This is a genomic window from Iodobacter sp. CM08 (assembly GCF_033446605.1).
Lineage (GTDB): Bacteria > Pseudomonadota > Gammaproteobacteria > Burkholderiales > Chitinibacteraceae > Iodobacter.
Window position 1 is genome coordinate 52,149 of sequence record NZ_JAWQUO010000022.1, and the last position, 21,038, is coordinate 73,186.

General features: G+C 47.4%; 17 protein-coding genes and 1 pseudogene. 13 read left to right on the top strand and 5 right to left on the bottom strand.

Annotated elements, in window-relative coordinates:
- Window positions 1-54: 54 nt before the first annotated feature.
- The 5 genes from R6242_RS13825 to R6242_RS13845 all read left to right on the top strand — a co-directional run bounded on the left by R6242_RS13825 (window position 55) and on the right by R6242_RS13845 (window position 10,849).
- A complete protein-coding gene (locus R6242_RS13825) occupies window positions 55-2,424 on the top strand; it encodes a 3-hydroxyacyl-CoA dehydrogenase/enoyl-CoA hydratase family protein (RefSeq protein ID WP_318427712.1) in 2,370 nt (789 codons plus the stop codon).
- A 110-nt stretch (window positions 2,425-2,534) separates the two neighbouring features.
- Window positions 2,535-3,740 (top strand): acetyl-CoA C-acyltransferase, encoded by a 1,206-nt coding sequence (locus tag R6242_RS13830; RefSeq protein WP_318427714.1) that lies wholly within the window; start codon window positions 2,535-2,537, stop codon window positions 3,738-3,740.
- Window positions 3,741-3,811: 71 nt separating this feature from the next.
- Window positions 3,812-4,375, top strand: a complete 564-nt coding sequence (locus R6242_RS13835; RefSeq protein ID WP_293930739.1) for a chalcone isomerase family protein — start codon at window positions 3,812-3,814, stop codon at window positions 4,373-4,375.
- An 822-nt stretch (window positions 4,376-5,197) separates the two neighbouring features.
- Window positions 5,198-6,970, top strand: a complete 1,773-nt coding sequence (locus R6242_RS13840) for an autotransporter assembly complex family protein (protein ID WP_318427718.1) — start codon at window positions 5,198-5,200, stop codon at window positions 6,968-6,970.
- Between the two features lie 60 nt (window positions 6,971-7,030).
- A complete protein-coding gene (locus R6242_RS13845; RefSeq protein WP_318427721.1) occupies window positions 7,031-10,849 on the top strand; it encodes a translocation/assembly module TamB domain-containing protein in 3,819 nt (1,272 codons plus the stop codon).
- A 249-nt stretch (window positions 10,850-11,098) separates the two neighbouring features.
- On the opposite strand, the gene R6242_RS13850 is transcribed toward R6242_RS13845, so the two are convergent.
- Complete coding sequence (locus R6242_RS13850) at window positions 11,099-11,380, bottom strand: barstar family protein (protein WP_318427724.1); 282 nt, start codon at window positions 11,378-11,380, stop codon at window positions 11,099-11,101.
- Window positions 11,371-11,802 (bottom strand): ribonuclease domain-containing protein, encoded by a 432-nt coding sequence (locus tag R6242_RS13855; RefSeq protein WP_318427727.1) that lies wholly within the window; start codon window positions 11,800-11,802, stop codon window positions 11,371-11,373. Before R6242_RS13855 ends, R6242_RS13850 begins: the two co-directional genes overlap by 10 nt.
- Window positions 11,803-11,923: 121 nt before the next feature.
- Between R6242_RS13855 and leuC the strand changes: the two genes are divergently transcribed.
- From leuC to R6242_RS13885, 6 genes are all read left to right on the top strand, one after another.
- A complete protein-coding gene (gene leuC / locus R6242_RS13860) occupies window positions 11,924-13,339 on the top strand; it encodes a 3-isopropylmalate dehydratase large subunit (protein WP_318427755.1) in 1,416 nt (471 codons plus the stop codon).
- Window positions 13,340-13,350: 11 nt separating this feature from the next.
- Window positions 13,351-13,479: an entericidin A/B family lipoprotein gene (locus tag R6242_RS13865; RefSeq protein ID WP_293930752.1), complete on the top strand. Its 129-nt coding sequence runs from the start codon at window positions 13,351-13,353 to the stop codon at window positions 13,477-13,479.
- Entirely contained in the window at window positions 13,476-14,114 is a 639-nt protein-coding gene (leuD, locus tag R6242_RS13870; RefSeq protein ID WP_318427730.1) for a 3-isopropylmalate dehydratase small subunit, read from the top strand. Before R6242_RS13865 ends, leuD begins: the two co-directional genes overlap by 4 nt.
- A gap of 92 nt (window positions 14,115-14,206) precedes the next feature.
- Entirely contained in the window at window positions 14,207-14,941 is a 735-nt protein-coding gene (nagB, locus tag R6242_RS13875) for a glucosamine-6-phosphate deaminase (RefSeq protein WP_293930758.1), read from the top strand.
- Window positions 14,942-15,023: 82 nt separating this feature from the next.
- Window positions 15,024-15,545, top strand: a complete 522-nt coding sequence (locus R6242_RS13880) for a GNAT family N-acetyltransferase (RefSeq protein ID WP_293930760.1) — start codon at window positions 15,024-15,026, stop codon at window positions 15,543-15,545.
- A gap of 27 nt (window positions 15,546-15,572) precedes the next feature.
- On the top strand, window positions 15,573-16,061 hold the full coding sequence (locus R6242_RS13885) for a C40 family peptidase (RefSeq protein WP_293930797.1): 489 nt from the start codon (window positions 15,573-15,575) through the stop codon (window positions 16,059-16,061).
- A 14-nt stretch (window positions 16,062-16,075) separates the two neighbouring features.
- On the opposite strand, the gene R6242_RS13890 is transcribed toward R6242_RS13885, so the two are convergent.
- A complete protein-coding gene (locus tag R6242_RS13890) occupies window positions 16,076-16,555 on the bottom strand; it encodes a flagella synthesis protein FlgN (protein ID WP_293930762.1) in 480 nt (159 codons plus the stop codon).
- A gap of 1 nt (window position 16,556) precedes the next feature.
- Entirely contained in the window at window positions 16,557-16,844 is a 288-nt protein-coding gene (gene flgM / locus R6242_RS13895) for a flagellar biosynthesis anti-sigma factor FlgM (protein ID WP_293930764.1), read from the bottom strand.
- A gap of 248 nt (window positions 16,845-17,092) precedes the next feature.
- Here flgM and R6242_RS13900 point away from each other — a divergent pair, with 248 nt between their 5' ends.
- Complete coding sequence (locus R6242_RS13900) at window positions 17,093-19,102, top strand: M13 family metallopeptidase (protein ID WP_318427736.1); 2,010 nt, start codon at window positions 17,093-17,095, stop codon at window positions 19,100-19,102.
- Window positions 19,103-19,276: 174 nt separating this feature from the next.
- Here R6242_RS13900 and R6242_RS13905 read toward each other — a convergent pair whose 3' ends face one another.
- On the bottom strand, window positions 19,277-20,068 hold the full coding sequence (locus R6242_RS13905; protein ID WP_293930770.1) for a transporter substrate-binding domain-containing protein: 792 nt from the start codon (window positions 20,066-20,068) through the stop codon (window positions 19,277-19,279).
- 687 nt (window positions 20,069-20,755) lie between these two features.
- Between R6242_RS13905 and R6242_RS13910 the strand changes: the two are divergent.
- Window positions 20,756-20,989: pseudogene (locus R6242_RS13910) on the top strand (IS5/IS1182 family transposase); the annotation flags it as partial.
- Window positions 20,990-21,038: the final 49 nt, after the last annotated feature.

The window sequence follows — 21,038 nt, forward strand, 5'->3', positions numbered from 1 at the left end:
GTTTGACTCTGGGCGGCTCTCGCCGCTCTTCCTTTCCTTTTAGCGAGGCTAAACATGGCCAATACCGTGCATATCCGTCAGGTTGCCGTTCTCGGCGCGGGCGTAATGGGAGCGCAAATTGCTGCCCATCTTGCCAATGCGGGAATTAAAACCGTTTTATTTGATTTGCCTGCCAAAGAAGGTGATGCAAATGGCATTGCAACTAAAGCAATTGCCAATCTTAAAAAAATGAAACCGTCGCCATTAGCCTCAGCGATGCGCGCGGATCATATTGAGCCTGCTAATTACGGCTCTGATTTAGAAAAACTAAAAGATTGCGATTTAATTATCGAGGCCATTGCTGAACGCCTTGATTGGAAACTCGATCTTTATGCCAAGATTGCACCTTTTGTAGCCCCTCACGCTATTCTGGCTTCCAATACATCGGGCTTGTCGATTAATTCCTTAGCAGGTGGTGTACCTGAGCAATTACGCAGCCGTTTCTGCGGGATTCACTTCTTTAACCCACCACGCTATATGTATCTGGTTGAGCTGATTGCGGACTCCCAGACTGATCCTGCAATGATGGATGCGCTGGAAAGCTTCCTTGCTACCCGCATGGGCAAGGGCGTAGTACGCGCTAAAGACACGCCTAACTTTGTTGCCAACCGCATTGGTGTGTTCTCCATGCTGGCGACGATTTATCACGCCGAACGCCTCGGCATCCGTTTTGATGTGGTTGATGACCTGACTGGCCCGCGTCTTGGTCGTCCGAAATCAGCGACTTTCCGTACTGCCGACGTGGTTGGGCTGGATACCTTTGCTCATGTGGTTAAAACCATGACTGAGCAGTTGGCGTCAGATCCTTGGCACAAATACTTCACAGTTCCGGCATGGATGCAAAAGCTGATTGAAAACGGCGCTTTGGGCCAAAAAACCAAGGCTGGCGTATTTAAGAAAGTGGGCCGTGATGTATTGATGCTTGACCCTGCTACAGGCGAATATATTGCCGGTGGACAAAAGGGTAGCGATGAAGTGAAAGCGCTGCTCAAAATCACTGATCCAGCTGCACGCTTTAAAGCATTACGCGAATCCGCTCATCCTGAAGCGCAATTCCTCTGGGCCTGCATGCGCGATGTATGGCATTACATCAGCTATCATCTTGATACTATTGCCGATAACGCTCGCGATGTGGATTTTGCGATTCGCTGGGGTTTCGGCTGGAATCAAGGCCCGTTTGAACAGTGGCAAGCTGCTGGCTGGCAAGAGATCGCTGCGGCAATTGCTGCGGATTCAGCCGCTGGCCAAGCCATGAGCGATGTGGCGTTGCCAGCTTGGGTATCGGCACGTGATGCGGTGCATACCGCAGAAGGCTCATACAGCGCGGCAGATAATGCCCTGAAACAACGCTCCAACTTGCCGGTTTATAAGCGTCAGCTTTACCCGCCAACCGTGGTGGGTGATGCAGCACCAGTGTATGGCGAAACTATTTTTGAAAATGACGGCGTTCGTCTCTGGGCGCAAGCTGGTGAAGATGTCGCGGTTTTAAGCTTTAAAACCAAGGCGCATTGCATCGGCCCAGATGTATTGGCCGGTGTAAATCAAGCGGTAACGATCGCTGAAGAGCGTTACGCAGGTTTAGTGGTTTGGCACCCGGAAGCTCCGTTCTCGGTGGGTGCAGATTTGATGAGCATGGGCCCGGCCTTTATGACCGGCGACTTTGCTTCGATCGAAAACATGGTGGCCGAATTCCAAAAAGCCAGCATGCGCATCAAATATGCAGCAGTGCCGGTGGTTGGCGCAGCTCAGGGTTATGCCTTTGGCGGCGGTTGCGAATTTCTAATGCACTGCTCACGCGTTGTGGCCAGTCTTGAAACCTATATCGGCTTAGTTGAAGTCGGCGTGGGCCTCTTGCCGGCTGGTGGCGGTTGTAAAGAATTTGCACTACGCGCTTCGCAAGAAGCGAAGGGCGATATCGTTGGCGCGCTAAAAGACTACTACTTGTCTGTGGCGATGGCGAAAGTGGGCACCAGTGCAGAAGAAGGCCAGCAAATTGGCTATCTGCGTAGCTCCGACATTATTGTGTTTAACCCGAATGAATTGCTCTACGTGGCTAAAGCGCAAGTACGCGCCATGAGCGAATCAGGCTACAAAGCACCGGTGAAGCCTAAATCCTTCGCTGTTGCGGGCCGTGCAGGCGCAGCCACGATCAAGGGCCAGCTGATCAATATGCTAGAAGGCGGCTTTATCTCCAAGCATGATTACCTGATTGCCGGCCATATCGCCGAAATCATGACGGGAGGTGACGTGGATGCGGGCACGCTGGTGGATGAAGAGTGGATCTTGAAGCTGGAACGTGAGCGCTTTATGAAGCTGCTAAAAACCGGCAAAACGCAAGAACGCATCATGTACATGCTGGAAAACAACAAGCCGCTGCGTAACTAAGCAATTCATCGGAGTAGGGTGGGCAAGGTTTTTTGCCCACGCGTGCCCAGCGTGGGCTCGATAAGGCGGAGCCCACCCTACTCAGAATACCCCCTATTTAGGAGCTCAAAATGAGCAGACAGATTCAAGAAGCTTATATCGTTGCTGCCACGCGCAGCCCGGTTGGTAAAGCACCGCGCGGTATGTTGCGCAATGTACGCCCGGATGATTTGCTAGCCCATGTATTAAGAAGCGCGCTGGCGCAAGTGCCTCAGCTTGATCCTAAGCTGATCGAAGACGTGATCGTAGGCTGCGCCATGCCAGAAGCCGAGCAGGGGATGAATATTGCTCGTATGGCTGTGCTACTGGCCGGTTTGCCGGATACGGTGGGTGGTGTCACCATCAATCGTTTCTGCTCATCAGGCGTGAATGCGATTGCCATGGCTGCGGATAAAATCCGTTTGGGCGAAGCCGATGTGATGATTGCGGCGGGTACGGAAAGCATGTCGCAAGTGCCGATGATGGGAAATAAAATCTCCCTGAATCCTGAGATTTTCACTAAAAACGAAAATCTGGGTATTGCTTTCGGCATGGGCTTGACGGCAGAAAAGGTAGCCGAGCAGTGGAATGTTTCCCGTGAAGATCAAGACGCATTTGCGGTGGAATCTAACCGCCGCGCCCTGCACGCGATTGCTACCGGCGAATTCAAAGACGAAATCAGCCCGCTAGAAGTCTTCGCGCGCACGCCAAATTTGGCGACTGGTGAAGTTGAAGTCACTAGCAAGATTTGCGATACCGACGAAGGCCCACGCGCTGGTACCACTATGGAAGGCTTGGCTAAGCTTAAAACCGTATTCGCGGCTAAAGGCTCGGTCACTGCGGGTAATAGCTCGCAAATGTCGGACGGTGCTGGTGCGGTGATCTTGGTTTCTGAGCGCATTCTTAAGCAATTTAACTTAGTGCCATTAGCGCGCTACGTGACGTTTGCGGTAAAAGGCGTGCCCGCCCATATTATGGGGATTGGCCCGAAAGAAGCGATTCCTGCCGCGCTGAAGCTAGCTGGCCTGACGCTGGATGACTTGGGCTGGATTGAGCTGAACGAAGCGTTTGCGGCGCAAGCACTGGCTGTGGCGCGAGATTTGAATCTGGATATGAGCAAAGTAAACCCACTGGGTGGCGCGATTGCTTTAGGCCATCCGCTGGGTGCAACCGGTGCGATTCGTGCTGCAACCATCGTGCACGGTATGCGCCGTCACGGTATGGCTGGTAAGTACGGCATGATCTCGATGTGTATTGGTACCGGTATGGGCGCTGCTGGGATTATTCAGTCGCTGTAAGCCAATAAATCATCTCTCCTTAAACCCACGGCGTAAAATCTGTGGGTTTTTTTGCAAGGAAGTAAAAGAAAATGAAAAAGCTCTTAATGACCGCTTCATTTGTACTTGCTACTCAAAGCAGTATGGCTTTGGAAGTGGCAGGGATTAATCTGGCCGATCATGCCGAATTAGCCAGCCAGTCTTTGGCGCTAAACGGTGCAGGCGTACGTAAAAAAGTGTTCTTTGATGTGTATTTAGCCGCGCTGTATGTGCCGAGCAAAACGCAAGATGCCTCCGCCGTCGTCAATGCCGCATCACCACGCCGTATGGAGCTGCGTATGCTGCGTGAAGTTTCTGCCGCCACCATGCACGAGGGTTTTGTGGATGGCTTGAAAGCTAACCAAAGCGAGGCTGTTTTAGCCACACTAGCACCAAAAATTGCCGAGCTGGAGCAGGTATTTAAACAGGTTAAAACCGCCGCCAAGGGCGATGTGATTCAGCTTGATTTTATGCCTGGCCAAGGAACGCGGGTTACTGTGCGTGGCAAGACCTATGCAATGATTACAGGGGATGACTTTGCTGCGGCGATGTTATCGATCTGGCTGGGGCGTGCGCCAGTGAATGATGGTTTGAAAGCGGCTCTACTCGGTAAGTAAGCAGTCTTTTAAAGTTTTTAGGACAAGTCATAAGCAGTGCGTAGATGGGCCTTGGTTGTTTAGAGTGCCTTATGCATGGTTTATGGCTTGTCCTTTTTTGCGCTTGGCGTTTGGTACAAGAGCCTCTGGATTGCCGATAAAAACACATGGGGATGACGTACTTTTAGAGGAAAAAGATTAGAGTTTAAGCCTGTTGAGCGAAGCCGTTAACCAAGGCATTTTTTGTATTTAAGAAGCGAATATATGTAGTAATACTACCATTTTGTGTTTTTTATTTTATTAATAATTACCGTTCAATTTATTGATTTTATTGTGTTTTATGTTTAAATATGTAGTTTAAAATATATTTTTTTGACGTTTAATAGGTAGTTTTACTACAAAAATACTTGCGTGCGATCTGTAGTTTTGTTAAAGTAGCTCCATTGCTTGATTGGGAACAGATGTCTGGCCCAAGTCACTAAGGAGCTCGTTATGCGTACCTTGCAAATTATTTTTAAGAACATCGAAGCCGCTCAAAACTTGTTGATGAAGTCGCAAGGTTTGATTCGTTGATCTACTGGTTTAGTAGTATGTAGTTGTTGTGGTAGTAAGTTGTTGTGTGTGTAGTGTGTTTTGACTCTTCATCTAGTCTTCTTTTTGCCCAGTTCTGTTCTGCGTTTTTGCGCAGCAGACTGGGCTATTTTTTTGCCTACGATTTGGGCTTTTTTTACTTGTAAGAATAGCCCTAGGTATTTTTTTGCTTGATCTTATGCATGAAACAAATGCCACCATCGCTTGCCATGCGGTAAAGTAGTGGCCTTGATCTTATTGAATATTGTGCTTATGTTTGCTCGTTCACTGTGTGCTTTAACTCTTGTTTTTCCCGCTGTGGTGTATGCCGACGTGGAAGCGCCTGCAGAAGCAGAGCAAAACGTCCAATTTCCCTACGTCTTAAAAATCACCGCCACTGATAATTTTCATGAGCTGCTGGAAAAAAACTTAGATTTAGCACGTTGGCAGCGTGAAAGGCGCGTCACGCGGGAGCAGCTTGCGCGGCTTTTGGATTCGGTTACGGAATCGGTGTCGGGTTTGCTCGCCACAGAAGGGTATTTTTCGCCGGTGGTGAATGCCAAGTTAGATGAATCTGTGCAGCCTGCCGTGGTGAGCTTAGATGTTAAAGCGGGTGAGCCCAGCCGCGTGCGTGATATTGATGTGAATTATATGGGCGCTATTGATGAGGACGAGGTGCGGGTACAGCGGCTATTTGAGCGGCGTGAGCAAACGTGGTCTTTACCAGTGGGCAGTATATTCAAGCAAAGTGCTTGGAATGATAGCAAGCGCCGTGCATTAAGCTCATTAATTAATCGCCGTTATCCCGCCGCTAAAATGATCCGCTCTGAAGCCAGTGTAGATCCGCAGGCTTTAACGGTGGATTTAAGTATTGATTTAGATAGTGGCCCTGCTTATACCTATGGGCCTTTGGAAGTGAGTGGATTATCCCGCTTCCCAGAAAAACTGATTCGCAATAATGTTGAATTTCATGAAGGCGAAGAGTATCGCCGTAAAGATTTAGTGGATCTGCAAACCGATTTACAAAACCTTCCACATTTTTCCTTGGTTTTGGTGGATGTAGATTTACCTGAAAATCCACCCTTTATTGCGCCGGTAAAAGTCACGGTGCAAGAAGCCCCATTAAGCAAAATTAGCACGGGTTTGGGTTATAGCACCAATACCGGTGTACGCGGCTCATTTAGCTATCGCTACTTAAATTTAATGGATAGGGCATGGGTTTTTGACAGTAGTTTGCGCTTAGAACAAAAAGAGCAGGCTCTAAGTGCTGGGATTACCTTCCCTCGTTTTGCCTCGGGTTATGAGCATAGGGTTTATGCCAGCTATACCCGTGAAGATATTCAAAGTTTAGCCATTGATAAATGGAAAACAGGGGTTTCTAGAAGCAGTACCTCAGAAAATATCGACCGTTTAATTAGGTTGGAATACCAAATCGAGCGCAGTGAACTTAATGATGGCACGGTGTTTGATCCACAGTCTTTAACCGCTAAATATCAATGGGTTAGACGCAATGTTGATCGCCTCAGAAACCCACGTTCAGGTAATGTGATTACCTTGGAGGGGGGCGGAGCAATTAAAGGGGTTTTATCTGATGAAACCTTTGCTCAGCTTTATGGGCGGGGCGTGCAATATTTTCCGATTGGTAAAAAAAGCGTGTTTGTTGGCCGCTTAGAGCTAGGGCAAACATTTACTAAAGACGTGACTAATGTGCCCACAGATTGGTTGTTTCGTACCGGTGGTTCGTCGTCGGTGCGGGGTTACGATTATCAAAGTTTAGGTATTTCTTTGGGCGGCTCCACGGTGCCTGGACGGGTGTTGGCCGTGAGTTCTTTAGAGTATCAGCAGCCTGTTTACAAAGATTGGTTAGGAGCGGTGTTTGTGGATCATGGTGGGGTGGCGGATCAGTGGAAAGATTGGGAAGGCTCAACAGGTGTGGGCGTGGGCGCGCGCTGGGTGAGCCCAGTTGGCATGATTGGGATAGATGTGGCGCGTGGTATTGAGGCCAAGCAATTTAGAGTTCATTTTACGATGGGGGTCACTTTCTAAATGGAGCCCAATAGCCTTGAGCCGACTGTTGCAGCTGTAATACCAAAACCTAGATACTCATTGTTACGCCGATTGATAGGCCTGCTGTTATTTGTACTCATTGTGCCGGTGTTTGTCTTAACGAGCACTTTGGCTTTTTTTGACTCACAAATAGGGCGTGATTGGCTGGTTAAGCAAGTGAACCACAGTAGTGTGGCTAAATTGCACGCCATTGATGGCTCTTTGTGGTCTAGTTTTGCCCTGCGTGGTTTGGTGGTTGATACCCCTGCTATGAAGCTGGCGATTGATAAGGTAAGCCTAGCATGGAGCCCATATAGCTTATTGGCACGGGATTTATCGTTAGATGATTTAACCATTGGGCATTTAGAGCTGGATATCAAACCTAGCCCGCCGGATAAACTGCCCTCGCCACCGCCAGAGAGTATTACTCTGCCGATCGGCGTGCATATTGATCGGGCCAGTATTAAACGTTTAAGTATCAAGGGTTCGCCTGATATCGAATCAATCCGTTTAAAACTCGCAAGTAATGGCAGCTTTCATCAGTTGTTCTTGGATCAGCTACGGCTAAAACTGCCACAAGCTGATGTCACTCTAAAAGGTGATTTAGCCTTAGCAGGGGCACAGCCTTTTACGACATCAGGGCAATTAACGCTGCAGGGTAAGGTTGAAAATAAACCTTTGAATTCGCAAGTAAAACTGAGCGGTGAGCTGCGTAAATTGCAATTGCAGGGTGATATTAAAAGTGAGCAACTTAAAGCACTGATTAATGCGCGTTTAGATGTGTTTGCCCCTTACACCTATCAACTATTGAGCGAGGGCAAAATTGAGTTGCAGCAGCTTAACCCTGCGGCGCTCATGCCTAGCTTGCCTAAGGCACTGTTGGATGTGACCTTGACGATGATTCCGCTGGGCGATCAGGCGGGCAGTGGCGTGCTGGAAGTCAAAAACGCCATGCCTTTGACGATCGATCAAGGTGGGCTTCCTTTTACTCAAATCAGCAGCAAGCTGAGCTATTTAAAAGAAACGCTTACGATTCAATCTGCAGTGCTTAGCCTGCTTGGGCAAGGGCAGATTAAGGGTGCTGGGCAGGTGAGCCAAGGGCAAATGAAGCTGCAGTTTGAGCTGGCGAAGATAGATCCAGCCAAGCTATGGTCGCACCAGCCACCTGCGTCTCTAGGCGGAACAATTCAGCTACACGGGCCTTGGTTGGCTCCTGATGTGCTGGCTAAATTGGAAGATCAGCAGCGCAAAGTGGCATTTGATCTGGATATGGGCTGGCTAAATCCTAAGCACGAGCGCCGTATTACGCTGCGTAGCGCTAAATTATCCCGTGCTAATAGCAGCGTGTCTTTGCAGGGCGAGTTTGGTTTATTAGATAGCAAGGGCGTAGCCAGAAACGATTTTAAACTTAATGGTGAATTTACTGGAATTAATCCGGCCGAATTTGTAAATAGTCCTAAAGGCGTGATCACCGGGCAATTTAAACTAGCGGGGGCTTTGCTGCCGGTAATGCGGGCGGATGTGGATTACAACTTGCAAAATAGCCGTTTTAACGGTGAGGCACTGAGTGGTAAAGGGCAGTTAAGGCTAGAAGAAACCCGCGTATCCAATGCCGATTTATGGCTAGCACTGGGCACAAATCGAGTGGATGTCGATGGGGCTTTGGGGAGTGCTAATGACACTTTAAAACTTAAACTTAATTTACCGCAACTCCAGCTGCTAGGCCCTGGCTTTGCAGGTAAGGCCAGTGGCGACGCGCAGTTAAAAGGCGAGCTGCTTAATCCGCAGATTGCCGCGCAGTTGTCGCTTAATAGCTTACAAACGCCGTTTGGGGTATCGGTGAATCAAGCTCAGATTGATGCTCAATTGCAATCTGATCTAAAAGGCCCATTTCAGCTTCGTGCCGAAGTCAGTGATGCCAAAGCTGCGGGCGTGTTGCTGCAAAAGCTCAGTTTTAAGGTAGATGGTAGCCGCGCTAAGCACCATGCCAGCTTGCTGGTACAGGGCAAAAAAGAGGAGCCGCCGATTGATCTCTCCGCCACTTTAGATGGGGGCTTAAACGAGCAATGGGCATGGCGTGGCGTGCTGCAGGCTTTGCAAGTTAAGCAACCGCTGGCTTTAAATTTAGCCAGCCCTGTTGCCTTAGAAGCGGGCGCAGGTTTACTACGCCTTGGTGATACACGCTTGCTGATGGGTGACACCCGCTTGCACCTGAAGCACTTCTCTTGGAACGATGGCGCTTTGGATACGGCAGGTGATCTTGAGCAGCTTTCTGTGGGGCAATGGCTACCACTGCTTGGGCGAAAAGACCTGATCGGCAATTTGATGTTGGGTGGCCGCTGGAATTTGCAATCCAAGGGGGGCCTTAATGGCATGCTGGAAATTCATCGGCAATCGGGCGATCTAAAATACGTAAACGCGAGCGCCGCGCCACAAAAATTTGATTTGCAAGATTTAAAACTACAAATCAATGCCAAGCAATCCATGATAAATCTGGAAGGCAATCTTAGCTCTGGCCGCTTTGGGCAGATGCAGGCCAGTGGCAAAGCTTTAGTGGATGCTGTGAATTGGCGCTTGGCCGAACACGCCCCCGTGGATATTTCTGTGAAAGGTGATTTGCCTAAGCTCGCCATGCTTGGCCCTTTACTTGGGCCTGACTTAAGCTTAGGCGGTAAGGGCAACTTTGAAGTACGTCACTCCGGCTTGCTAGCAGATCAGCAGTGGGTGGGTTTTGTGAATGGTGATAATTTATCGATTCGTGATGGGGCAACGGGTCTTGCCTTACAGGATGGTAAAGTGAGAATCGCTCTAGATAAGCGGCAGGTTGTTTTGCAACAATTTCAATTTAAAGGGGGGCAGGGCAGCTTAGAGGCAAAAGGTAGTTTCGATCTGGCCGGCCCTAGTCCAAGCGCCACGGCGCAAGTGATTGCCAATAAACTCACCTTGATTAGCAAGGCCGATATGCTAGTGGTGATGTCGGGCCAAGGTGATATTAGCCTTAAAGACAAAGCGCTGAGCGTGAGTGGTAGGCTGAGAGCGGATGAAGGCGATATTCGCTTTCAATCCAACGATGTGCCACGGTTATCTGATGATGTAGTGATCAAGGGTAGGGCAAAATCATTGGTTGATGCAGGGCCGAAGCTTTCTCTGCAGATGGATGTTGATCTAGGAAATAATTTCCGCTTCCGTGCCTATGGCTTGGATGCTCGCCTAACAGGCTTGCTCCGCTTGCGCGCCCAAGCGAATCAAGCACCAACGGCCACTGGCGTGGTACAAGTGGCCGAAAATAGCGGCAATGTGCGTAGTACTTACAGTGCCTATGGGCAGAAGCTAGAGATTGAACGCGGTATTCTCGCGTTTCAGGGGCCAATCGATAACCCCTCCCTAGATATTCTCGCCATGCGCCGTGCGCAGGAGGTTGCCGCAGGGGTGCAAGTATCAGGCTCAGCGCTAAGGCCGCGGGTACAGCTCTATTCGGAGCCTGGCATGCCAGATAATGAAAAGCTAAGCTGGCTCTTGTTTGGGCATGGCTCAGATAGCATGGAGAAATCAGACAGTGCCCTCATGCTGCAAGTTGCCAATGCCTTACTCACCTCAGGTGACGGTGGCCCTGGCTTTACCGAAGGGATTTTGGGGCAGGTTGGCTTAGATGATGTGGGCTTTAGCAGCCAAAAAGAAAAAGACGGCACCTCTACCCAAGTGGTATCTGTAGGCAAACAGCTTGGCAAAAATGTGAGAGTCTCGCTAGAAAAGAGCGTAAACGGCCTGCGCGATGCGGTGAAGTTTACTTGGCAGCTCACTAAAGGCTGGTCTTTGGTATCTAGGGTGGGAACGGATGAAACAACCGGTGATGCCTATTACACTTTTACTTTTGACTGAGTTTTAAACCTTGTTTTATCTAAGCCCAAGGCCACTTACATTGTTAAATGCAAGTGGCCTTGGGCTTATTGCGGCTTAAATTAAGACCCATCCCTATTTTTTATGTCAATTTAAGGTGGCGCTCCAATATTCTGCATAGGAAAACGATCTGCGTGATGCGAGGTGTTTTGCTGCAGTGCAAAATAGCAGGTTCTGTGAACGTTATATTCGCCTTAGTGAATTCCAAATCACCAGAGCTTGGGGTGTGACTTATGGTTTAAGGATAAAAGTGAAGTCGTCCCGCTCTAGTATTGTGTCGTTAAATACCGCTAGCAGCGCTTCGTAATCTTCTCTTCCTAGCGCGGCTTTTGCTTCATCGCCATCTTGCCAAGTGATTTGGATCGGGCCTTCTAGATTGCCGCTTAGCTCGTCGTAAAGCGCATCAAGGTTGTTCACAAAATCAGTGGAGAAATCAAGCTGTTCTGCCAACTGCTGGTAAACATCTGCTTGTTTGCTGAGGTGCTTGAGTACTACTTTGTGAGTTATTGACATGCTGCCACCTCGGTAAAGGTTTGATAGTGATCGACGGTAATATAACGCGGGCCGTTTTTGTTGAAGACAATCCGCTTAGCGCCGCGTTTGTTGCCCTGATAGTCTAAATCGGCTTCTTGGTACTGGTTACGTGGCAGGCGGTTTTCACGGTTGCCAAAGCGATCCCCACCGATCGATTTTCCCGGCAGGCTTTGCCAGAGCGAAGAGCCAGGTCGCCAGCCAGCGGCTTGAGCCTCTCGTTTTGTAACAAATTTGGCGGGCAGCTGGCCGGTTTGATTTAGGCTTTTTAGGATGTCGGTAAGCTCGCTAGCATTAGTTGCTGGGCGCAACTGGCGATTTAAGTTTTCTGCCACGCTTTGGCAAGAGGCCGCGTTAGCCAGGCCACAGCTCATCAGCAGTAAGGCCATTAATGATCGGTGCATTGAGTTTCCTTTTCAGGGTTATGTGTAATGTGTTTATTTAAACTACATCGGCATAAGTCTTGCTTGCGCGGTTGTGGCAAAGTGCCTTCTATGCTAGTTTCTTAGACCCTGACTTTTTTTGATGATCGCCATGGCTCAGACACTTTATGACAAACTTTGGCACTCGCATGTCGTTCGCACTGAAGACGACGGTACTTGCCTTATCTATATAGATCGTCACCTGGTGCATGAAGTCACCAGCCCACAGGCTTTTGAGGGCCTAAAGTTAGCGGGTCGCGGCCTATGGCGCAAGTCTTCAATTGTCTCGACGGCCGATCATAATACGCCAACTAATGATTGGGATAAGGGGATTCAAGATCCTATCTCACGTTTGCAGGTGGAAACGCTGGACGCCAATATCAAAGAATTTGGCGCGCTGGCTTATTACCCGTTTAAAGACCAGAAACAAGGCATTGTGCACGTGGTTGGCCCAGAAGTTGGCGCAACCCTGCCAGGCATGACCGTGGTGTGTGGTGATAGCCATACCTCTACCCACGGCGCATTTGCCGCGCTTGCCCACGGTATTGGTACTTCTGAAGTGGAGCATGTAATGGCCACTCAAACGCTGGTGGCTAAAAAATCTAAAGCCATGCTGATCCGTGTGGATGGCGCGCTGGGCCGTGGTGTTACGGCAAAAGACGTGGCTTTGGCAATTATCGGTAAGGTGGGTACGGCTGGCGGCACTGGCTATGCGATTGAGTTTGGCGGTGAAGCGATCCGCTCCTTGTCGGTAGAGGGTCGGATGACGCTATGCAATATGGCGATTGAAGCCGGTGCGCGTGCGGGTATGGTGGCAGTGGATGAAAAAACCATCGATTACCTAAAGGGCCGTCCTTATTCGCCGAATGCCCAGCAGTGGGATGCGGCTGTAGCGCACTGGAAAACGCTGGTATCGGACGAAGGCGCAGTGTTTGATGCGCTCGTTACGCTAGATGCTGCCGCAATCGAGCCACAGCTCACATGGGGAACCTCCCCAGAGCAAGTCTTGGGGATTTCTGGCCGTGTGCCAGATCCAGCCAGCGAAGCTGATTTAGTAAAACGCGGCAGCTATGAACGCGCGCTGCAATATATGGGCCTAGCTGCTAATACCCTGCTAATCGATATTCAGATCGATAAAGTATTTATCGGCTCCTGTACTAACTCACGTATCGAGGATTTACGCGCCGCAGCAGGCGTAGCTAAGGGTAAAACTAAGGCTGCCAATGTAAAACTGGTGCTGGTGGTGCCGGGTTCGGGCTTGGTAAAAGCGCAGGCTGAGGCCGAAGGGTTGGATAAGATTTTTATTGCGGCAGGTTTTGAGTGGCGTGAGCCAGGCTGCTCGATGTGTCTTGCCATGAATGCCGATCGCCTAGAGCCTGGTGAGCGCTGTGCATCCACTAGCAACCGTAATTTTGAAGGCCGTCAGGGCCAAGGTGGACGTACGCATTTGCTGAGCCCTGAAATGGCTGCAGCGGCGGCGATTGCCGGTCATTTTGTTGACGTGCGTCAGCTGGCTTAAGGGGAAACACCATGAAACGAATCGCAACGCTGCTGCTCATGTTTCTTATGCTAGGGCTGACTGCTTGTAACACCATGTCGGGCGTGGGTAAAGATATTAAAAAAGGTGGTGAAGCCATCGAAAAGGCGGCCAATAAATGAAAGCATTTACTCAAATTAATGGTTTGGTCTGCCCGCTGGATCGCGCTAATGTTGATACCGACGCGATTATCCCTAAGCAGTTTTTAAAATCGATCAAGCGCTCAGGCTTTGGCCCAAATTTATTCGATGAATGGCGCTATCTGGATCACGGTGAGCCAGGTATGGATAACAGTCAGCGTGCACCTAATCCAGAGTTTGTGCTGAACTACCCGCGCTATCAGGGGGCAGAAGTGCTGCTGGCCAGAGATAACTTTGGTTGCGGATCAAGCCGTGAGCATGCGCCGTGGGCGATCGATGATTACGGTTTTCGTGTGGTGATTGCACCTAGCTTTGCTGATATTTTCTTTAATAACTGCTACAAAAACGGTCTGCTGCCGATTGTGCTGGACGGCGCTGTGGTGGATCAGTTATTTGCGGAAAGTGAAGTCAGCGTTGGCTACCGCTTAAATGTGGATTTACATGCTCAAACTGTTACCACGCCATCTGGGCAGGTGTTTAGTTTTGATGTTACCGGCCATCGTAAGCATTGCCTGCTGAATGGCTTAGATGAAATTGGCCTGACTTTACACCACGCTGATGAAATTAAAGCCTTTGAAAATCAGCGCCGCATTGATCAGCCTTGGTTGTTTTCCTGATTTTTTGTCTTTGGCATGCTTTACATCAACAACTGTCATCAATCTGCGTATAGTATCTAGGTTGTTTTACTTATTTCGGAATGCCTACAATCATGATTTTGCATAAATTTAAAAATCAAAATGAATTAAACCGCGTTGGTGCAGATTTATTACTCTCTATTGTGCGCTCAAAACCCAATGCTATTTTGGGAATGGCAACGGGCAGCACGCCAGTAGGTATTTATCAGGAAATGGTAAAAAGCTACCAGCAAGGCTTGGTTAGTTTTAAGGAAGTGACAACCTTTAATCTGGATGAATATGCTGGTTTGCCAGTGACGCATCCAGAGTCATATCGCAGTTTTATGCAAAGCCATTTATTTAATCATATCGACATTAAGCCAGAAAACACCTATGTGCCTAATGGGAATGCCGAAGATTTAGATGAAGAAGGCCGTCGTTATGATGAGCTGATTTATCAAAAAGGCTTGGTTGATATGCAAATCTTGGGTATTGGGCATAATGGGCATATTGGCTTTAATGAGCCAGATGAAGCCCTATCCCGTTTTACCCATAAAGTGACTTTAAAGCCTGAAACTCGCGAAGCAAATAAACGCTTTTTCAACAGCATTGATGAAGTGCCAACTCACGCATTAACGATGGGTATGGGCTCTATTTTGCACGCTAAATCAATTCTACTCGTTGTAAAAGGTGCTGAAAAAGCGGAGATCCTTGATCGCACATTAAATGGCCCAATTACTACCCAAGTGCCTGCTTCATTTTTGCAGACGCACCCAAGGGTGATCGTATTAACGGATTGCGACGTGGATTATAAGCGTTCACATTCTTAATTTTATTGTAGTCTGGTATAAAAACACCAAAGGTTTAGGCCCGAGGTGTTTTTTTTTGATTAAATAGTGATTGGAATAAAATATGCGGGTCGTTTCTTGCACTTTTGCTCAACATGCAGAGCAAATTCTTTATATTTTTAACGAGGCTATTGCAAACTCTACGGCGCTGTATGATTACACGCCAAGGCCATTGGCCAGCATGGTGGCTTGGTTTGAGGATAAACAAAGCAATCAATTGCCCGTGGTGGGAATTGAAAATGATGCGGGTGTTTTAGTTGGATTCGCATCTTATGGAGCATTTCGTGTGCGTCCTGCCTATAAATACTCGGTTGAGCATTCTATTTATATCCACCCAGAGCATAGAGGCCAAGGCCTAGGCAAAAAACTATTGCTGCTTATTATTGAACAAGCTAAGGCTCAGGGATATCACACTTTGATTGGTGGAATCGATAGCGATAATACCGCTAGCATTGCACTGCATGTGCAGCATGGTTTTATCCATGCGGGTACGATTAAAGAATCAGGTTTTAAGTTTGGTCGTTGGCTAGATCTGGCATTTTACCAACTTATTTTGGCAACACCGGAATATCCTGTTGATGGTTAATCAAAGGAGGGGTTGAGTTTGAAAAAGATGCTATTGCTGGGGATTATCTTTTTAAGCGCGTGTAGTAGCACGCCACCCAAAAATAAAACGCCTTATCCCGTCTCTAAATCATTGAATAATATCCAAGCGCAGGGCGCAGGGCTGGAAGTGGTGATGTATGCCTTGGGCTTATTGGATGTGAATTATCAATTTGGCGGGAATAATCCAGAAGCGGGCTTGGATTGCAGTGGCATGGTGAGTTTTGTGTATAAAAACGCCGTGGGAGCCGTACTGCCCCATAATGCGGCGCAAATTGCTAATTTAGCGCGGCCAGTTGCAATGGATCAATTGCAAGCAGGGGATTTGGTGTTTTTTAATACCTTAGGAAAATCTTTTTCACATATGGGGATTTACTTGGGGGATGGGCGCTTTATTCATGCGCCATCATCCAAGGGGAAAATTAGAGTGGAATCTTTAGCTAGCCCGTATTTTGCTCAGCGCTTTGAAGGTGGGCGTAGTTTGCTGGCGCAAAACTAGCATTAGCAAGGCTACTACGCCGTGTCGCGCCGTTGGCCTTGGGGTAAGGCGGTAAGCTTACCATCTGGTGCATACAGCGGGCTGTTGTGGCTGGCCTCTAGCAGCTGCTGCATAAAGGCATTGATGAGATGCTGACGGGTTTCTATAAGCTTGCCATTGCTGCTATTAAATGCTGCAGCTTGGCGTGAGGCTTCTAGCAAAGCTTGCCATTCAATGAGAGAGCTAGGCAGCTCTGCACTAAACCATGCGCTTATATCACTATTTGGGCTAAGGCCTTGTTCGGCAAAAAAGAGGCTTAGTGCTAAGCCCGCTTGTTCAGCATCTAACGCGGTGCTTTGTTTCTTTTGTGTGATGCTTACCAACTGATCTAGCTGATTGGCAATTAAATACTCTTGCTCTTCTTTGAGTAAGCTGAGTAAGTTTTGCATGCTGCATTTTGCCTGATCCAGTAGCGGTGGCAAAGTACTCAACGGCAGTGCCGTGCTTGATATCATTTTACTTGCCTAGTAGTTCTTGTGCGCTCTGGATGATTTTGCCAGCAATTGCCTCGGTACGCACGGTAAAACGCCCTTCACTAATTGCTTTTTTAAGCGATTCAACACGCTCCGCATCAAAAGTGGGCTTAGTACTTTGTTCTAGCTGGCTCAGTTTAGCTGCCAGTGGGTTAATGGTTACGCTATCCACGCTTGAGCTGCGCTCCGCACTTGCCGCGCCGTTGCTCGGAACACGATCATTGTTGCGGCTGAGCGTTGGGTTGAGTGGTTTTGATGAGTCGATTTTCATGGTATGTCTTCCTTCGTCACCGGCCAGTGTGACTTGCTATTACTGTCATTATGCCAAGTATCGACGCAAATCGTAAAAACTTTAGCAATCTGTCTGCATATAAGGCGTCTCTGATGTGTTTTTATTGCTTTTTATTGATTTTCTTTCACGCTCGGACAGGCTTAGGGCATTATATGCCACAGATTGCTTAAACTAATTATCATGCAACGCTTTTAAATAAGCGATGCAATCATCAATGGGGATTCTGAATGAAGCAAAAATTTGTTTTAACCCTTATTAGCGCTGCTTTGGCATTAGGGGCGCACGCGGCATCTCGTTCTGGTTTGGATGTTGAACGTTTTGATAAAAATGTTCGTGTGCAAGATGATTTGTATCTTGCCGTAAATGGTAATTGGTTAAAAAACACTGAAATTCCTGCAGATAAACCATCACACGGCTCTTTTTTAATTTTAAGAGACCTTGCTGAATCACAGGTGCGCACTATTGTAGAAACCGCAGCAGGCCAAAAGGGCGCAGCCGGTTCTGCAGTTAAAAAAGTGGGCGATTTATATCAAAGTTATATGAATGAAGGGCTTATCGAGCAGCGCGGCTTGGCCCCATTACAAGCAACCTTATCCATGGTTGATGGTGTTAAAAATAATAAAGGGCTGGCGGCAGTATTGGCGTCATTTACGTCTTTAGGTATTCACACTCCTTTTGCTGCCTATATTGGGCAAGATGAAAAAAACTCAACGAGTTATATTGTTAATATCCATCAGTCTGGATTAAGCCTGCCAGACCGTGATTATTATTCAAAGCCAGATGCTAAGTTTGTTGCGGCACGCGCGGCATTAAATCTTTATTTTGAGAAGCTGCTGAAACTGTCGGGTGAATCCGCTGTAGATGCCGCAGCCTTGCTGGCGTTTGAAACTGAACTAGCGCAAGTGCAATGGACTAAGGTTGATAATCGCGATCCGCATAAAACCTATAATAAAAAAACACAGCTTGAATTAAATCTCCTTGCGCCTAATTTTGCATGGGCTGATTATTGGCAGGCGATGGGTTTGGCAGATAAAGCGGAGCCCGTCATTGTTTCTCAGCCAAGTTATCTTAAGGCGGTGGGTGATATTTTAGCTAAAACACCCATATCCACTTTAAAGGCTTGGTTAAAGTTTAAGGCTTTAGATCAATATGCCAATGCCTTGCCAAAGGCTTATGCTGATTTGGCCTTTGATTTTCATGGCAAAGCATTGTCAGGTGTGCCGGAGCAAAAGCCGCGTTGGAAAAAAGCCATTGCGGCTACCAATAGTAGTTTAGGTGAGGCCGTGGGGGAGCTATACGTCGCCAAATACTTTACACCTGATGCCAAAGTTAAAATGGATGTGATGGTTAATAATTTATTAGCTGCTTATCGTCATTCCATTAAAGATCTAACTTGGATGAGCCCAGAAACAAAGGTTAAGGCTCAGGAAAAATTGGCTAAATTTACAGTGAAAATTGGCTATCCAGAAAAATGGATCGATTACTCTACGCTAGAGATTAAACCCGATGATTTGCTGGGTAATTTACAGCGCTCGCAGCGCTTTGAATTCGCGCGTGAAGTGGCAAAACTAGGCAAGCCTATTGATCGTAAAGAATGGGGAATGACGCCGCAAACGGTGAATGCTTATTACAATCCAAGCATGAATGAAATTGTATTTCCTGCCGCTATTTTACAAGCGCCATTTTTTAATCCTTTGGCCGATGATGCAGTGAATTACGGTGCCATTGGTGGCGTAATTGGTCATGAAATTTCACATGGTTTTGATGATCAAGGCAGCCAATTTGATGGCGATGGTAATTTAGTGAATTGGTGGGGTAAGCAAGACGGCGTAGCTTTTAAAGCACTCACAAGTAAATTGGTTGCTCAATACGATGCCTATGAACCTATTGCAGGTAAGCATGTGAATGGGCAACTTACCTTGGGTGAAAATATCGCTGATCTATCTGGCTTGGCGGTGGCTTATAAGGCTTATCAATTGTCTTTGGGCGGTAAGCCTGCAGTTAAACTTGAGGGGCGTACGGGTGAGCAGCGCTTTTTCTTGGGCTGGAGCCAAGTTTGGGCTAGCAAAATGCGCGAGCCGATGACTTTGCAATTACTCTTGAGTGATCCACATAGCCCTGGTGAATTTAGGGCTAATGGTGCGGCGGTAAATAGTGATGCTTTCTATGAGGCTTTTGGTGTAAAAGAAGGCGACGCGATGTATAAGCCAAGCTCGGAGCGTATTCGTATCTGGTAAGCGTGGTGAAATAAGGCATCAGGGTTTTAGATGCCTTATTTATTCGGGGCATAGATAGTTATTGCGGCGGCAGATCATTCCTCAAAGAGATGGTCTGCCGCTGGTTTTCAATTGTTTTTCGCAAAGGTGCAGTGCATTAGTGTGCTAGTGCTGGCAGCGGTTTTTTACAATTGATCAGCCTTGAATACGGAAGGTGCGTGGGAATGATGTGTTGGTTTGTGGCCCAAACCAGCGATTAAATATTTGCTCTGCTTCACCGGTTTTTTCTGATTCAATTAATGATTCATTAACGATGTTCATTAGGCGTTTTTCACCTAATTTAGTAGCGATGGCCAGAATTTCGGTGGTGTTAGAGAAATTAGAAATCTCGTACTGTGATTTGTTTGGCATTTTGTTCAATGCCGCAGCCAAAGTTGGCTCGTCATTCATGACTGCGTCGATAATGCCTTGATCCAGTGCGCGTGTTGCATCAGGGATGTCTGCAAACGTGGTGATGCTGGCCTTAGGGTAAAGCTTACGAGAGGCGCTTTCGCCTGTTGTCCCTTTGGATGCACCAAGGCGGGCATTGGCAAGGGATTCGGACGTTGGGTAACGGCCTTTACGGCTTAATGCTTTTTGTGCTGCAACAAAATAGCCAAGGCTGCAGCTGACTTCGCGCTCACGCTCTGGGGTTTTGGTAAAAGCGGCGACTAAAATGTCAACTTTGCCAGCTTTCAAGCTTGCAATACGTTCGCCAGGGTGTAAGTCCAGCACTTGTAGTTTAACGCCCATTCTTTTTGCAATGAATGATGCATAATCAATGTCGTAACCTGAAAAGGTTTGATTGTCATTTCGTCTGGCAAAGGGTGGGTTGTCAGGTAATATACCTACGATCAAAACTCCCCGTGCTTTAACGGTGTCGAGTACATCGGCATGGGCCATCAGACTGATAGCGCTTAATAAACTTGCGATAAATATACGTAGCATAAATAACCTTGATCACCGTTTATTTGAATCAGCGATGATATTTTTCAAAAGTTGAATGGGCCAATGTCAGATAAAATGGCCTTATTTATTTAGAAAAACAGCAAGTCATTAGAAATGACGGCTTGCTTATCCTCCGAGAACTCAGTCATTTTATACGTGAACCGGCGTAAAAATGAAGGTTTATATTTTTTCTTTGATGCACATTTTATTTTTAATCCATCTAGCTGCGCTTATTTATATGTAAAACATAAATAATACGTTTTGTTTATCCTTTGTCTACTTATCCATCCTAGGGCAATAGTGTATAGCTATTCAGTGATGATGAACGACATATATAGTTAATATTGATTAGTGTGGCACGTAATGGATGCATCTTCCATCATGCTGCTCCAAATTTATTTAAATGGCATATTTAAATAAATTTTTTAATATTGATAAGGAGATATCCCCCTTATAATTGATCTTAATTAATACTGTTTGTTTAAGAAGCCTCTGATCAAAGCCAGCGGCTAGAATAGTTAAAGCTTCAAACACTGGGCCGCCTATAAAAAAGTCAGGCCAACTCAGTTTTGTTGATAGCGAGCAAGCGCTTGAGAAAAAGCATACTGGGCGTGAGCAATTTTTAGCTCAATTAATATTTTCAAAGCTTTATTGGTGGATCCCAGCTTTAGAGCGGGCAGTAAGTCTATCCGGCAGCAGATTGAGGCACAGGGAGCGTGGTCTGTGACTCCCAGCAAAGGTAATTCAATCAAAGGCCATGCGGATTTAGATCGAGGATTATATTGTTGCCGACATTGGGTCGAGAGTGCATTTGCATGACTGAAACATTACTAAGCAGCGGCATGTCTATACGATAAATTAAAACTGAATGAGGAAAGCGTTATCGCCATGGCATGTGCGTATTTAGGGTTGCCAATGTGAAGCGCTAGCAGGCCCTAGTTTGGGGCCCCTCATTTTCAATATTTGATGC

Bases quoted from the DNA above. Each gene is read 5' to 3' on its own strand.
- R6242_RS13830 (WP_318427714.1), top strand. From the start codon at position 2,535: ATGAGCAGACAGATTCAAGAAGCTTATATCGTTGCTGCCACGCGCAGC.
- R6242_RS13890 (WP_293930762.1), bottom strand. From the start codon at position 16,555: ATGATATCAAGCACGGCACTGCCGTTGAGTACTTTGCCACCGCTACTG.
- R6242_RS13850 (WP_318427724.1), bottom strand. From the start codon at position 11,380: ATGTCAATAACTCACAAAGTAGTACTCAAGCACCTCAGCAAACAAGCA.
- leuD (WP_318427730.1), top strand. From the start codon at position 13,476: ATGAAAGCATTTACTCAAATTAATGGTTTGGTCTGCCCGCTGGATCGC.
- R6242_RS13880 (WP_293930760.1), top strand. From the start codon at position 15,024: ATGCGGGTCGTTTCTTGCACTTTTGCTCAACATGCAGAGCAAATTCTT.
- leuC (WP_318427755.1), top strand. From the start codon at position 11,924: ATGATCGCCATGGCTCAGACACTTTATGACAAACTTTGGCACTCGCAT.
- R6242_RS13855 (WP_318427727.1), bottom strand. From the start codon at position 11,802: ATGCACCGATCATTAATGGCCTTACTGCTGATGAGCTGTGGCCTGGCT.
- R6242_RS13865 (WP_293930752.1), top strand. From the start codon at position 13,351: ATGAAACGAATCGCAACGCTGCTGCTCATGTTTCTTATGCTAGGGCTG.
- R6242_RS13825 (WP_318427712.1), top strand. From the start codon at position 55: ATGGCCAATACCGTGCATATCCGTCAGGTTGCCGTTCTCGGCGCGGGC.
- nagB (WP_293930758.1), top strand. From the start codon at position 14,207: ATGATTTTGCATAAATTTAAAAATCAAAATGAATTAAACCGCGTTGGT.
- R6242_RS13905 (WP_293930770.1), bottom strand. From the start codon at position 20,068: ATGCTACGTATATTTATCGCAAGTTTATTAAGCGCTATCAGTCTGATG.
- R6242_RS13900 (WP_318427736.1), top strand. From the start codon at position 17,093: ATGAAGCAAAAATTTGTTTTAACCCTTATTAGCGCTGCTTTGGCATTA.
- R6242_RS13840 (WP_318427718.1), top strand. From the start codon at position 5,198: ATGTTTGCTCGTTCACTGTGTGCTTTAACTCTTGTTTTTCCCGCTGTG.
- R6242_RS13835 (WP_293930739.1), top strand. From the start codon at position 3,812: ATGAAAAAGCTCTTAATGACCGCTTCATTTGTACTTGCTACTCAAAGC.
- R6242_RS13885 (WP_293930797.1), top strand. From the start codon at position 15,573: ATGCTATTGCTGGGGATTATCTTTTTAAGCGCGTGTAGTAGCACGCCA.
- flgM (WP_293930764.1), bottom strand. From the start codon at position 16,844: ATGAAAATCGACTCATCAAAACCACTCAACCCAACGCTCAGCCGCAAC.